Source organism: Amycolatopsis sp. NPDC005961, assembly GCF_040629235.1.
Classification (GTDB): domain Bacteria; phylum Actinomycetota; class Actinomycetes; order Mycobacteriales; family Pseudonocardiaceae; genus Amycolatopsis; species Amycolatopsis camponoti.
The window spans coordinates 1-13,110 of record NZ_JBEXVF010000086.1 but is presented as its reverse complement, the minus strand read 5'-3'; the positions used below and the strand labels follow the sequence as shown (position 1 = coordinate 13,110).

14 protein-coding genes are annotated in these 13,110 nt (G+C 69.8%); 6 read left to right on the top strand and 8 right to left on the bottom strand.

Annotation, left to right across the window (positions count from 1 at the left end; translation table 11 throughout):
• The first annotated feature begins 7 nt into the window (after nt 1-7).
• Nucleotides 8-982 (top strand): ABC transporter permease, encoded by a 975-nt coding sequence (locus ABZ342_RS42850; RefSeq protein ID WP_360486027.1) that lies wholly within the window; start codon nt 8-10, stop codon nt 980-982.
• The gene (locus ABZ342_RS42845; RefSeq protein ID WP_360486024.1) at nt 979-1,746 is read left to right on the top strand and encodes an ATP-binding cassette domain-containing protein; all 768 of its coding nucleotides are present in this window, start codon (nt 979-981) and stop codon (nt 1,744-1,746) included. The genes ABZ342_RS42850 and ABZ342_RS42845 overlap by 4 nt, the downstream gene beginning before the upstream one ends.
• Nucleotides 1,747-1,760: 14 nt before the next feature.
• On the opposite strand, the gene ABZ342_RS42840 is transcribed toward ABZ342_RS42845, so the two are convergent.
• Nucleotides 1,761-2,336: a DM13 domain-containing protein gene (locus tag ABZ342_RS42840; RefSeq protein ID WP_360486021.1), complete on the bottom strand. Its 576-nt coding sequence runs from the start codon at nt 2,334-2,336 to the stop codon at nt 1,761-1,763.
• A 206-nt stretch (nt 2,337-2,542) separates the two neighbouring features.
• On the opposite strand from ABZ342_RS42840, the gene ABZ342_RS42835 reads away from it, so the two are divergent.
• Nucleotides 2,543-3,283: a ribonuclease activity regulator RraA gene (locus tag ABZ342_RS42835; protein WP_360486018.1), complete on the top strand. Its 741-nt coding sequence runs from the start codon at nt 2,543-2,545 to the stop codon at nt 3,281-3,283.
• 46 nt (nt 3,284-3,329) lie between these two features.
• Here the strand turns inward: ABZ342_RS42835 and ABZ342_RS42830 are convergent, their stop codons facing one another.
• From ABZ342_RS42830 to ABZ342_RS42800, 7 genes are all read right to left on the bottom strand, one after another.
• Nucleotides 3,330-3,461 carry a hypothetical protein gene (locus ABZ342_RS42830; RefSeq protein ID WP_360486015.1) on the bottom strand — a complete coding sequence of 44 codons (132 nt, stop codon included), beginning with the start codon at nt 3,459-3,461 and terminating at the stop codon, nt 3,330-3,332.
• Between the two features lie 271 nt (nt 3,462-3,732).
• On the bottom strand, nt 3,733-4,197 hold the full coding sequence (locus ABZ342_RS42825) for a hypothetical protein (protein WP_360486012.1): 465 nt from the start codon (nt 4,195-4,197) through the stop codon (nt 3,733-3,735).
• A gap of 46 nt (nt 4,198-4,243) precedes the next feature.
• On the bottom strand, nt 4,244-5,512 hold the full coding sequence (locus ABZ342_RS42820) for a mandelate racemase/muconate lactonizing enzyme family protein (RefSeq protein ID WP_360486010.1): 1,269 nt from the start codon (nt 5,510-5,512) through the stop codon (nt 4,244-4,246).
• Nucleotides 5,509-7,527 carry an ABC transporter permease subunit gene (locus ABZ342_RS42815; protein WP_360486007.1) on the bottom strand — a complete coding sequence of 673 codons (2,019 nt, stop codon included), beginning with the start codon at nt 7,525-7,527 and terminating at the stop codon, nt 5,509-5,511. The genes ABZ342_RS42820 and ABZ342_RS42815 overlap by 4 nt, the downstream gene beginning before the upstream one ends.
• The gene (locus ABZ342_RS42810) at nt 7,524-8,960 is read right to left on the bottom strand and encodes an extracellular solute-binding protein (RefSeq protein ID WP_360486003.1); all 1,437 of its coding nucleotides are present in this window, start codon (nt 8,958-8,960) and stop codon (nt 7,524-7,526) included. Before ABZ342_RS42810 ends, ABZ342_RS42815 begins: the two co-directional genes overlap by 4 nt.
• 95 nt (nt 8,961-9,055) lie before the next feature.
• Nucleotides 9,056-10,204 (bottom strand): Gfo/Idh/MocA family oxidoreductase, encoded by a 1,149-nt coding sequence (locus tag ABZ342_RS42805; protein ID WP_360486000.1) that lies wholly within the window; start codon nt 10,202-10,204, stop codon nt 9,056-9,058.
• A gap of 50 nt (nt 10,205-10,254) precedes the next feature.
• A complete protein-coding gene (locus tag ABZ342_RS42800; RefSeq protein WP_230862454.1) occupies nt 10,255-11,001 on the bottom strand; it encodes an FCD domain-containing protein in 747 nt (248 codons plus the stop codon).
• A 71-nt stretch (nt 11,002-11,072) separates the two neighbouring features.
• Between ABZ342_RS42800 and ABZ342_RS42795 the strand changes: the two genes are divergently transcribed.
• From ABZ342_RS42795 to ABZ342_RS42785, 3 genes are all read left to right on the top strand, one after another.
• Nucleotides 11,073-12,230, top strand: coding sequence for a mandelate racemase/muconate lactonizing enzyme family protein (locus ABZ342_RS42795; protein ID WP_360485996.1), 1,158 nt, complete (start codon nt 11,073-11,075; stop codon nt 12,228-12,230).
• A gap of 65 nt (nt 12,231-12,295) precedes the next feature.
• Nucleotides 12,296-12,742 (top strand): hypothetical protein, encoded by a 447-nt coding sequence (locus ABZ342_RS42790; protein WP_360485993.1) that lies wholly within the window; start codon nt 12,296-12,298, stop codon nt 12,740-12,742.
• Nucleotides 12,739-13,071 carry a transcriptional regulator gene (locus ABZ342_RS42785; RefSeq protein WP_360485990.1) on the top strand — a complete coding sequence of 111 codons (333 nt, stop codon included), beginning with the start codon at nt 12,739-12,741 and terminating at the stop codon, nt 13,069-13,071. The genes ABZ342_RS42790 and ABZ342_RS42785 overlap by 4 nt, the downstream gene beginning before the upstream one ends.
• The last annotated feature ends 39 nt before the right edge of the window (nt 13,072-13,110 follow it).

Below are 13,110 nucleotides of genomic sequence, written 5' to 3'. Positions count from 1 at the left end.
GCCGGTGATGTCGTCGAAGCCGGTGCTGCTCGGCGTGATGCAGGTCAAGGAGCTCAGCATCCTGCTGGTCACGATCGCCGCGGGGATCTACTTCACGGTGACGAGCGGGGCGTTCAACTCCCTGGACAACTACCAGACGATCGCCCAGTACGTCGCGCCGTGGTCGATCATCGCCGCGGGGCAGGTGATGCTGCTGATCTGCGGGGAGATCGACCTGTCGGCCGGCTTCGTGTTCACCCTCGCCCCGTTCACGATGATGCAGTTCTTCGTCAACGGGTGGCCGCTGTGGCTCGCGCTGCTCGGCGCGATCGTGGTGAGCACGCTGATCGGCGTGGCGAACGGGCTGATCCGGACCGTGCTGGGGATCCCGTCGTTCATCACCACGCTGGGCATGGCGTTCCTGTTGCAGGGCCTGGTGCTGATCATCTCGAACGCCCGGCCGGTCGGCACGCCGAAGGACAGCGGCGTGCTCGAGGTGTTCGGCGGGGCGCGCTGGAGCGAGTTCCTGTGGGCGCTCGGCGTGGTCGTCGTCATGCAGGTCGTGCTGTCGGCGACCCGGTTCGGCATCCACACCCAGGCCACCGGCGGGAACCCGGTCGGCGCCGCGGAGTCCGGCATCCCGGTCAACCGGGTGAAGGTGGTCAACTTCGCGATCACCAGCACCCTGGCCGGGCTCGCCGGCCTCCTGCAGGGCACCCGGGTCGGCTCCTACGACCCGACCAACGGCGGGTTCACGACGATGTTCTTCGCGGTCGCGTCGGCCGTGATCGGCGGCACGGCGCTGCTCGGCGGGTCCGGCACGGTGGTCGGGGCGTTCCTCGGCGCGCTGCTGCTGGGCATCGTGTTCGACGGGTTCAACCTGACCGGGGTCAGCGCGAACGCGTTCAACGTCGTGCTGGGCGCCGCCATCCTGGGCGCGATGGTGCTGAACGTGACGCTGATCGTGGTGCGCAAGCGCGTCGGATCCCGGGAGCGGACATGACCGGGGAACCCGGCGCCGAGGTCATCCGGATCGAGGGCGTCAGCAAGAAGTTCGGTCCGGTCACCGCACTCGCCGACATCACCCTGCGCGTGCGGCGCGGCGAGATCCTCGGGCTCATCGGGGACAACGGCGCCGGCAAGTCGACGCTGATCAAGATCCTCACCGGCTACCACCAGCCGGACGGCGGCCGCATCGTGTTCGAGGGCGAGCCGACGACGCTGAAGTCCGTGGTGCACGCGAGGTCGCTGGGGATCGAGACGGTGTTCCAGGACCTGGCGATGGTCAACGACCTGCCCGTGTACCTGAACCTGCACCTCAACCGCGAGCTGACCCACCGCCCGCTGCCGTTCCTGCGCCGCCGCGAGATGAAGCGCCGCGCGCGCGAGGCGCTGGACTCGATCGGCATCGACATCCCGTCGGTGACGGCCGAGGTGGGCATGCTGTCCGGCGGCCAGCGGCAGGCGATCGCGGTGGCCCGGTCGGTGTATTCGGAGGCGAAGCTGCTGCTGCTCGACGAGCCGCTCGCCGCGATGGGAGCCAAGGAGAGCGCGGTGATCCTGCGCCTGCTGCGGGAGCTGAAGCAGCGCGGCGACATCGCGATCATCCTCATCGCCCACAACTACGGGCAGGTGATCGACGTCTGCGACCGGGTGAACCTCCTGCAGCACGGCGAAATCACCTTCGACCGGCACTCCAAGGACACCACCGTGGCCGAGCTCCTCGAGCTGGTGAACGCGGAGTACCGGCTCGACCGCGGGCGCTGACCGCCTTCGCCGTTTCAGCTGCGCGGGCCGGCCAGTTCCGCCGCGCCGAAGGACACGTCGAAGCGGTCGCACCAGATGCTCACGCTGGTGTAGGCGGTGAGATCGGTGCCCGCGGGCAGCGCGTAGTTCTGGTTTCCCTTGTTGCCCTTGAGCTTGCCCGCGTCGAGGTGCTTGCCGTCGTCGAACACGCCCCAGCCGTCCTGGCCGGTCTTGACCGGCGCGTCGGTGAGCCAGACGTGCACGTCCGGGCCGCTGCTGGTCACGAGGTTCTCCAAGCGCAGCACGAGTGAACCGTCGGCCGCGCGCAGGACCCGGACGGTGCCGGTGGTCCGATGCTCGTGGCTGATCAGCGTCCCGGTCGCGAGTTCGGCCGGCGCCGCCGGTGGTGCGGGTGGCGACGCCGCAGGCTGCGACGTCGGAGCGGACCCTGGGGGTGCCGTCGCGGCGACCGGCAGGGCCTCCTGCACCGTCTCGTCCACCCAGAGCTGCCACGGCTGGAACCAGTACAGGCCCGCGGCGACCGCCACCAGCCCGGCCACCAGGACACCGGCCACCCACGGCCGGGTGAGCAGGCGGCGTGTTCGGTTCATCTCGGTTCTCCTTCACCCGGTCGGCCGACAGCTCATTCAACCGGACGAATCGCCCAGCCGGGCCCGGCACGCGGTTACCTATCCCTTACGACCGGATCCGGGAGCGCCGGTGCCTGCGAACCCGGGTTCGCCGGGCTACGCTGGGGATCAAGATCTCATCGCCCTCTCCGATCGTTTACGTCAGCGCGAAACCGAGGAGCTACGACGTGGTCGAGACGCACGACATCGTTCGCCCGCCTGCCGAGCTCAGCGCGGCCCTCGCGGCCATCGGCAGCGCGACCGCCAGCGGCGAGCTCAGCCGCATGGGCATCCGCAGCGCGTTCATCCGCGGCCCGGTCTCGGTGACCCCCGGCGTGCGCGTCGCCGGACCGGCGCTGACGCTGCAGTTCCTGCCGAAGCGGGAGGACCTCTACCCCGTCGACGAGTACGAGGAACCGGAGAAGCAGCTGCACCGGCACGTCATGTACCACGCCCAGCCCGGCGACTTGATCGTCGTCGACGCGCGCGGCGACCTGGAAAGCGGTGTGTTCGGCGAGATGATGCTGACCTACTTCAAGGGCCGCGGCGGCGCCGGCGTGGTGATCGACGGGTGCCTGCGCGACACCGGCGAGGCCAAGCAGCTCGGCCTCGGGTTGTGGATCCGGGGCGCCACACCGAACTTCCACGCCCAGACCGGCATCGTCCCGGCTGCCGTCAACGTCCCGGTGGCGTGCGGTGGCACGCTCGTCGAGCCGGGCGACATCGTCGTCGCCGACGACGACGGGGCGGTCGTCGTACCGGTCAAGCTCGCCCCCGCGCTGGTGGCCCACGCCCAGGAACACGCGGAATGGGAGGAGTTCTCCCGCATCCGCCTCTCCGAGGGCGGCGACCTGCGCCGGTACTACCCGCTGTCGGACGAGGCCCGCCCCGAGTACGAGCGCTGGCGCGCCGAGCAGGGCCGCGCCTAGTACCCGGCTCTCGAGTCCCAGGCGGTCGTGAGTGAGAAACAGTGTTCTAACCCTGTTTTCCACTCACGATCGCGTTCGTCGCCGGCGGGACACTCCTGACCGCGACGTCGGCGTCGGCGACCGTGGACCCGCCCGGCGGCAGCTGGGACCACACGTGGACCACCACGGACGCCAACATGGGTGGCACCGTCTACGTTGAAGAGAACGGCGACATGGTGTGCGTCTGCGACTCGGCGGCGGACGAACTCGCTGCCCGGGCCGATGTCTCCGTCCAGCAGAGTTCGGGCGCCTGCTACATCCGTTACACGCTCGTCGCCTCCGGTGGCGTGGGATCGTGCGCCTCGGCCCGGGCTTCCGATGGCGGCTCGCACGACCTTCCGGAACACGTGAGCATCGGCGTCACGGTCTTCTCGGTCCGAACTACCGGCACCCGAGCCGGCACTATTACCTCAACGACCACTGGGTTTCTCGCGGCTCGCGATCTCGTCGGAGAGCTGCCGCACCCGGGCGGGGTCCGCGTCCCGGGCCAGGGCGACGTAGTGGTCCATGACGGCCGGCCGGTACCGCACGGGCAACGTCTGTCCCGGGGCGAGGCGGGTGAGCTCGGTGATCGTGAGGTCTTCGTCCGCGATACCGCGGAACGAGCTGCCGTCGGCGGTCTCCACGTCGAACATCAGGACCACGCGTGGATTGCTGTTGACTTCCCGCCAGTCGACGAGGACGCCGAGCGCGAGCTCCCCCGTACGCAGTTCCGCGTCGCGCTTCCGTGCGGCACCGTTCAGGAGCGGGTTCGGGGCGACGCCCGGGAAGCCGGGCCCGACGCCGAGCGATTCCCGGCTCAGGTCGGGCCTGAGCCGCGCCATCAGGTCGTCCAGGTCGTTCAGACCGGTGCGCTTCTTCTTCCGACCGAACACCCTGCCCCCTCACGCTTCACCTTCACCGCGAGTGTACGACGCGGCCCTAGCTCCACAGCCGGTCGTGGCTCGACTCGGCGTCCCAGTGCTTCGTCTCGGCGAAGAACACCGGATCACGCGGGTCGAGGTGACGGCTCAGCAGCTCTTCGTCGAGATCCCCGAATCCGAGTCCCGGCGTCTCCGGCACCGTGATGTGGCCGTCCTGGATCAGGGGGCGGGGCAGGCCGGTGACGAGGTCGCTCCAGAACTCCACCTCGGCCGCGTGGTGTTCGAGGGCGAGGAAGTTCTCCGTGGCGGCGGCCAGGTGCACGCACGCCATCGTCGCGATCGGCGACGCCGCCAGGTGCAGCGCCATCGGGATCCCGCGCTCCTGCGCGTAGTCGCCGAGCCGCTTGGTCTCCGCGATCCCGCCCGCCGTCGCCGGGTCGGGGTGCACGACGCGGATGGCGCCGGTGTCCAGCAGCGGCCGGAAGCCGTCGAGCAGGTAGATGTCCTCCCCCGTGCACGTCGGGACGGCGACGGCCTCGGTGAGCTGACGCCACTGGCCGGTCAGCTGCCACGGGATCAGGTCCTCGATCCACGCCAACGTGAACGGCTCCAGCGCGCGGCCGATCCGGATGCACGAGTCGAGCGCGATGTGGCCGAAGTGGTCGGCGGCGAGCGCGACGTCGTAGCCGACGACGGAGCGCACGATGTCCACATAGGACACCAAGTGCTCGACACCGCGAGCGGTGACCTGGATGCCGGTGAACGGGTGCATCGTCGTGACGTCCTCGCGGGCACCCGGCGGCGCGATCAGCGCTCCCGGCACGTCCCACAACAGGTCGATGCCGACGTCCATCTTCAGCATCGTGAACCCGCGCAGCTTGCGCTCCAGCAGCCGGGCGCCCATCGCGTGCGGGTCCGTCAGCGACGGCGTGTCCGCGTAGCAGCGGATTTCGTCCCGGAAGCGGCCCCCGATCAGCGCGTACGCGGGCACTCCGTACGCCTTGCCGGCGAGGTCCGTCAGCGCCATCTCGACGCCGGAGACCCCGCCGCCCTGGCGGCCGTGGAACCCGAACTGCTTGATCTTGCGGAAGATCTTGTCGATGTTGCAGGGGTTCTCCCCGACGAGCCTGCTCTTGAGCATGAGCGCGTAGGTGGCGGCGGCCCCGTCGCGCACCTCGCCGTAGCCGACGAGCCCCTGGTTGGTGTCGATCCGGATGATCGACGAGCGGAACGGCACCCCGGCCAGGTTGGCCACGCGCAGGTCGGTGATGCGCAGGTCGCTCGGGCGGGACGCCGTCGCGACGTGCTCCTCCGTGATCTCGCTCATCCCTTCACCGCTCCCGCGGTGAGGCCCTCGGTCAGGAACCGTTGCCCGAACCCGTACATGAGCACGACCGGGATGCTGACCAGCAGCGAGGCCGCGGCCAGCTGTCCCTGCGGCACGACGTCACCGAAGATCATCGACTGCATGCCGACGGGCAGCGTCTTGTAGTCGTCCTTGGTGATGAACACGAACGCGAACAGGAACTCGTTCCACGCGTTGGTGAGCGTGAAGAGCGCGACCGCGAGCAGGCCCGGTTTGGCCAGTGGCAACACGATCCGCAGGAACGCCCCGAACCGCGTGCAGCCGTCGACCAGCGCCGCCTCCTCGAGGTCGGCCGGGATCGACTTGAAGTAGCCGACGAGCAGCCACGTCGCGAACGGCAGGGTGAACGTCGGGTACGCGAGCACGAGCGACCACAACGAGTCGTTGAGCCCGATCCCGCTCACCAGCTGGTAGAGCGGGATGAACAGCAGCGCGCCCGGCATCACGTAGGTGAGCAGGATCGTCACCGTGAAGCTCTCCGAACCGCGGAACTTCAGCCGGGCCAACGCATACCCGGCCAGGGCCGCGCAGACCAGGGCGATCGCGGTGGACGCCACCGACACCAGGATCGTGTTCATGTACCAGGTGCCGAACGCCCCCGTGAACAGGTTGGTGAACTGCTCGGTGCTCCACGGGGTCGGCCAGAGGTCGTCGGTGCGCGCGACGATCTGGTCGTCGGACTTGAAGGCCGTGATCGTCATCCAGTAGAGCGGGGCGAGCACGAAGCCCAGCAGGCCCAGGAGCGCGATCCCGCTGCCGGTGCCGCCGACCAGGCGCGCGGCCAGCCGGTTGCCCCGGATGGCGAGCGCGGAGACGACCCGGCCGACCGCGGCCGCGAGCACCACGAACACGGCCAGCACCAGCGCGGCTTTCCAGATGATGTGCGGCGAAGCCCAGGCGAGCACGAGCACCGAGACGACGACGATCGCCCACGGCAGTGCCCGCCGCTGGCCGGGCGACAGTGACCTGCCCCGTCCGAGATCCGCCGCGCCCGGCCGGTCGTCGCGGCGCATCAGCCGCACGAGGATCACCACGAGGATCGCGATGATCGGCAGCATCACCAGCGTGACCGCGGCGCCCGCGCCCAGTTGCAGCTGCTGGATGGCCTTCGAGTAGGCCACCATCACGTACGGGGCGGTGGCGTCCCCCGGGCCGCCCTGGGTCATCAGCCAGATCAGGTCGAAGTTGTTGAACGTCCAGATCGACGACAGCAGCACCGTCACGATCATGACCGGGCGCAGCCCCGGCAGCGTGATGTGCACGAAGCGCTGCCACGGCGAGGCGCCGTCCACCATCGCCGCCTCGTGCAGGCCGCTGTCGATGGCCTTGAGCCCGGCGAGGAACGTCACCGTGAAGAACGGGATGCCCTTCCAGACGTTGACCAGGATGACCGCGGGCATCGCGAGCGCGGGATCGGACAGCCACTCCGCGGGCCACTTGTCGACGAGCCCGATCGCGGCGAGGCCGGGCCCGATCCCGGACTCGGTGAGCAGGACGTTGACGCTGCCGAAGATCGGGTCGAGCAGCGACCGCCAGGTGAAGGCCGTGACGACCGTCGGGATCACCCACGGCAGCAGGATCAGCCCGGCGACGATCGCCTTGCCGCGCCGCATGTGGTGCAGCATCAACGCCGCGATGAGACCGAAGGCCACCTTGAAGATCTCGGCGTACGCGGTGAAGACGAACGAGTTGAGCACGCCCCGGTGGAACAGGCCGTCGCCGATGAGGGCGGTGTAGTTGTCCAGTCCGACGAAGACCGTCTCGGCGCCGTGGCGCTCCGTGGCGCTGGTGAAGATCGAGCTGACGATCGGGACCAGGATCAGGCCGGCGACCAGCACCAGCGTCGGCCCGATGAACACCGCGGCGAGGCGCCAGTCGCGGCCGAGCCGCCGCTGCGTCGGCGTGAGCGAGGACGACGTGCGCGACGCCGGACGGGCCGGCGCCGGCGGTGTCCTCTTCGGACGCACGACGGTCATTGCCGATAGCCCTGCTGCTCGAAGATCTGGACGATCCGGCCGTGGGTCGCGGCCACGGCGTCGGCCGGCTTGGTGCCCTGGATGACCGACTGCATCATGTCGGTCAGCAGGTAGGCGGCGATCGCGGCCTGCTCTCCGGGGCTCGGGGTCTGGGGGAACGCGTAGCCGGTCTTGGTCTTCACCGGGAGCTGGACGCGGGTCTGCTCCCGCAGCGCGGCGAAGGCCGGGTCACCGGTGGTGTAGTACGGGTCGGAGTCCCACACCTTGCTCCACGAGGGGTTGACCAGGCACGGTGCTTCCTTCGCGACCCCGAGCAGCGCGGTCCCGCCGGCCATGAACTTCGCCACCACTTTGGCCAGGTCGGGGTTCTTCGCTCCCTTGAACACGACGAAGGAGTTGGACTCGCCGTACGCGAGCGGCACGTCGAGCGCCGGTCCGGTGGCTCCGTTGAACACGTGCGTGTTGCCGTAGACCGGGTTCTTCTTGGTCTTCGAGTCGGCGTAGACGCTGAACTGGTTGAGCGTGAGCCCCAGGATCCCGGCCAGCCAGTTCTCGTTGTTGCTCGAGTCGGTCCAGCTCCCGATGCCGGGTGGGAGCATCGGCTTGTACTTCGGGTTCGTGTAGATGTCGCCGATGAACGTGACGGCGGCGACGGTCTCCGGCGAGTTGAACACGACCTTCGTGCCGGTGTTGTCCGCGATCGCCCCGCCGTAGACGTCGATGACGTTCTGGATGAAGCCGTTGGCGTCGCCGGAGCGGTTCACCGTGAGCCCCCAGCCGAAGCGCCGCTTCGCCGGGTCGGAGATCGCCAGCGCGTTGTCGCGCAGCTCTTCCCACGTGTAGTACGGCTTGAGCGGGATGCCCTTCTCCGCGTACCAGTCCTTGCGCAGGTACATCCCGGACGCGATGAAGTGGTACGGGATCGCGAACCAGCGCCCGTCGAACACGCAGTAGTCGTTGGCCTCGGTCGCGGGCTCGCCGTAAAGCGCTTTCATGTCGGTGACCACGTCGGTGACGTCGGTGAGCGCGCCGAGGTTGTGGAGCTGGCCGACGAACCGCCGGTCGCTCACGAAAGCCAGGTCGCGGTTCGTGCCCGCCTTCACTTCGGCGTCCATCTTCGCGACCATGTCCCCGGCGTCGCCGGAGACCAGGTCGTTGCGGACCGTGGTGCCGGTGGCCTGCGCGAACGCCTGCAGCGACTTGTCCAGCGCCTTGTTGGCCGCTTCCGAGTACAGCTTCTGCGAAAGCATTCCCACCGACCCGCCGCGCAACGCGGCCGCCTGATCGAGCAGCGCCTGGGGTACCTGGACGTCGACCTGCGGCGCGGGTGCGGGGCCGCCCCCGCAGCCGGCGAGACCGAGCACGCCCAGCGCGCCCACCCCCGCGCCCATCCCGAGGAAAGTACGTCTCGACAGATCCGTTTTCTCTTCCATGACCACTCCTTTCGCGTCCGATCGAGCGGACGCGTACCGACGGGGCGACGGTGCAACCGGCGGGACAGCGAGGCGAGCGCCCGGCTGCGGGTCTTTCAAGCGGCGAAGGACGCCGAACTGCTGATGCGTTGTCCTGGCAGCCCGTCGAACAGCCCGGTCGAGCCGCGCGGGTGCCACAGCGGTACCGGGCCCGCGCCGGGCACGGGGTCGAGCGTCAGTGCGGCCGCCTGTTCGGCGGAGTCGAACGCCCGCTGGACGACCATCGCGTTGGCCACGCTCTGCGCGACGCTGCCGACCGGCCGCACGCCGAACTGCACGGCGTCGGCGAAGTCGAGGAGCTCCGCGCGGTAGCCGTTGTCGCTGCCGCGGAAGACCGTCGTGTGGGTGGTGGCGTCGGGGCTGCTGCGCGTCACGCGGCGCTCCGACTCGGATCCGGCGAGCACGAGCACGCCCTCGGTGCCGTACAGCCGCATGTCGTTGGGTTCGGGCGGCACCGGGATTTCCGGGAAGGACGCGGTGTAGTTGCCGATGGCGCCTCCGGTGAAGACGAGGGTGAGCGTGAGGTCCGACGGTGCGTCGATCGTGCTGTTGGCCGCCTGCACGGCACCGTGCACCCGCGCGATGTCGCCGCAGAGCAACCGGATCTGGGCGATGTGGTGCACGCCGAAGTCGAGGTGCACGCCACCGCGGTACTGCGGCCGCTGCCGCCACGGCGTTCCGGTGAAACTGCCCTCGCGGGGCACCGACCGCCCGGCGTGCCGCCACGCCATCAGGTGCGGGCGGCCGATCGCGCCGTCGTCGAGCAACGCGCGGGCGTAGCGCAGGTCGTCGCGGTAGAAGTAGTTCTCGCCCACCATGAACGTGCGGTCCGGGTGCCCGGCCGCCAGGGCGAGGAAGTCGGCGGCCTGTTCCGCGTCGCCCCCGGCCGGCTTCTCGCAGAGCACGTGCTTGCCGGCCGTGAGCGCGTCTCGCGCCACTTCGTACAGGTGCGGGATCGGCACCGAGATCAGCACGGCGTCCACGTCGTCGCGGGCCAGCAGCGCGGTCCGGTCGGCGACGGCCAGTGCCGGATCGGTCCCGCTGTAGGCGGCGAACCTGGTGCTCTGCTCGTCGGCGGAGTCGGTGAACGCGGTGACTGTGAACCGGTCGGCGAGCGTGCGCAACGCCGGCCAGTGCAGCTTTTCCACCGCGAGCCCGGTGCCGATCAGCCCCAGCCGGATAGGCGGGATCGCGGATGCTGCCATGCCTCGTCCGTCCTCGTCATCGGTTCCGGAACTCGGTCGTGCAGGGGGTGCTAACGCCGCTTGGCGGCCCGCTTGCTTCGCTGCTCCTTCTCCGCGAGGAGCGTGGAGTAGTTGTTGCTCAGGTGCTCGCGCATCGCCGCGCGGGCGGCCGAGGGGTCGCGCGCCACGAGCGCCTCGTAGATCTCCGTGTGCTGGGCGGTGGCGCGGTGCAGCCCGGCCGGCGCCTCGTTGGTGAGGCGCCGGCTGGCCGTGCCCAGCCAGCGCGCGGAGTACATGATCCGGTCGAGGATGCGGTTGTCGGCCGCCCGGCAGATCTCCATGTGGAATTCGTGGTCGACCTCGAGGTAGGCCTCGGGATCCGCCTCGAGCGCCGCCATGCGGACGATCTCGTCCCCGAGCCGGGCCAGCGTCTCGTCGGTGATGCTGGCGGCGGCCATCGCGGCCAGTTCGGGTTCGAGCAGTGCGCGCATCTGGTGCAGTTCCTGCAACAGCTCGTCGACGATCTCCGTGGGCAGCCACTCGATCAGCAACGGGTTCAGGTAGTCCCACTCCGCGCGGGGGCGCACGACGACCCGGCGGCCCTGGGCGACGTCGACGATGTCGAGCGAGGCGAGGATCTTGAGCGTCTCCCGCGCCACGACGCGGGAAACCCCGAACTCGGTCGAGATCTCGAGTTCCGACGGCGCCCGGCCGTCCTCGATTTCGCCCTTGACGATGCGCCGGGTCAGGTGGGCCGCCACCTGCACCGGAAGAGTCCGGACCTTGACAGCGTCCGGAGACTCTTGTCTCCTTGGCATGTCATCAGCTTATCGGACAAGTTCGACATCGCGACAGTCCTTTCTCGGCACTACCCTGCGGCGGGAGAGCAATGCGGATCGTGAACGTCACGACGGCGGTGGTGGCCTACCACGGTCAGGCCACGCTGGTCCGGATCGACACCGACGAAGGCCTCAGCGGGTTCGGCGAGGCCAATCCCGATGCCGGCGCGGGTGCCGTCGTCGGGATGATCGAGTCGCTGACGCCCCTGCTGATCGGCGAGGACCCGCGCAACGTCGAGCGCTGCTGGGAAAAACTGCGCCGCAGCAAGGTTTTCGCGGGCGCGCAGAGCGGGGTGTTCGTGATCGCCCTGTCCGGGATCGAGCTGGCGCTGTGGGACCTCGCCGGCAAGGCCGCGGGCCAGCCGGTGTACCGGATGCTCGGCGGCAAGTTCCGCGACCGGATCCGCCTCTACGCCGACTGCGGCGACGGCGACGACCCCGCGGGCTCGATCGCCGGGTGCGTCGACCGGGCCCAGCGGATGGTCGCCGAAGGCTTCACCGCGATCAAGTTCGACATCGACGACCTGCGCCACCCGGCCAAGTTCGACGCGTTCAACCACACGATCAACGCCGCCGAGCTGCGTTCGATGGTCGAGCGCGTGGCCGCGGTCCGGGAGGCGATCGGCCCGGACGTCGACCTGGCCATCGACCTCCACGCCCGCTACGACGTGCCGAGCGCGTGCCGGATCTCGTGGGAGCTCGAGCCGTTCCGCCTGATGTGGCTCGAGGAGCCGCTGCCGGCGGAGAACGTCGACGCGCTCGTGCGGGTGCGCGAGCAGACCCGCACGCCGATCTGCGCGGGAGAAAACCTTTACCTGCGCTGGGGTTTCCGCGAGCTGCTCGAACGCGGCGCCGTGGACGTCATCGAGCCGGACGTGCCGAAGTGCGGCGGCCTCGCCGAGGCCAAGAAGATCGCCAACCTCGCGGAGCTGCACTACGTCCCGTTCGCCCCGCACCTGGTGTCGACGCCGCTGGGCACGATGGCCACGTCCCACCAGTGCGGCGCGACCCCCAACTTCCTCGTCCAGGAATGGCACGCCCTCGAGGAGCGCGAGGTGTGGGACAGCTACGTCCACGCCCCCGACGGCAGCGGCTCGATCGTCAAGGACGGCTACATCACGCTGCCCGATACCCCCGGCATCGGCGTGGAACTCGACATGGATGGCGTCCGCGCCCACGCCGTCGCGGGCTACGGGGTGTTCGAGTAGCCGGGAACCACCTCACGTCCGGCCGAGCCTTGCGTTTCCATCTTGGAAACTCTACAGTTGCCGCCATGGAAACCAACGGATCCATCAGCGTTCCGGACGCGTCGGCAGCGCTGGCGCAGGTGCGGAGCAGCCGGGCACGCGTGGCGTGGAGCGGCTATCCGGCCTGGTACTGGCTGGTGACCGGAGCCGGTCTGAGCGCGGGGACGGCGGCCGTTCTGCTGCCCGGCTGGTGGGGCCTGGCGGTCGCGGCGGTCGTCACGCTCGGCCTGGTCAAAGTGGCGCACATCGCCGGCCGGCAACGCGGTGTCTGCGAGGGCTGGGTCCGCAGCGCGATGACCGCGCGTGAAGTGCTCGCGCTGTACGGGCCGGCGGCCGTGGTGATCCTCGCGGACGCGGTCGCGCAGCGGCTGGACTGGTGGTCGCCCTGGTCGCCGATCGTGGCCGCGGTCCTGGTGTTCGGGCTGTTCACCGGCGTCGGGCTCACCCTCACCGCCCGAGCCGGCCGCCGGTGACCCGGTCGCGGGAGACCGAGCCGGGCACCGCGGCCGAGGACGGGTTCGACCACCTGATCCACGCGCCGGTCCGGTTGCGGGTCTGCGCGGCACTGGAGCCCGTCCGCGAGATCGAGTTCGGCGCGTTGCTGACCCTGCTGGACATCAGCAAGTCCGCGCTCAGCAAGCACATCGCGGCGCTGGCCGAAGCCGGCTACGTCACGCAGCGGCGCGCGGTGCGCGACACCCGGCAGCGGGTCTGGCTCCACCTCAGCGAAACCGGGCGGTCCGCCTACCGCGGACACGTGGCCGCACTGCACCGCATCGTCGGCGGCGCCCGGATTCCGTGAGGTGCACCGGCGCGAACCGGCAGCGGTCTGGCCGCCGCC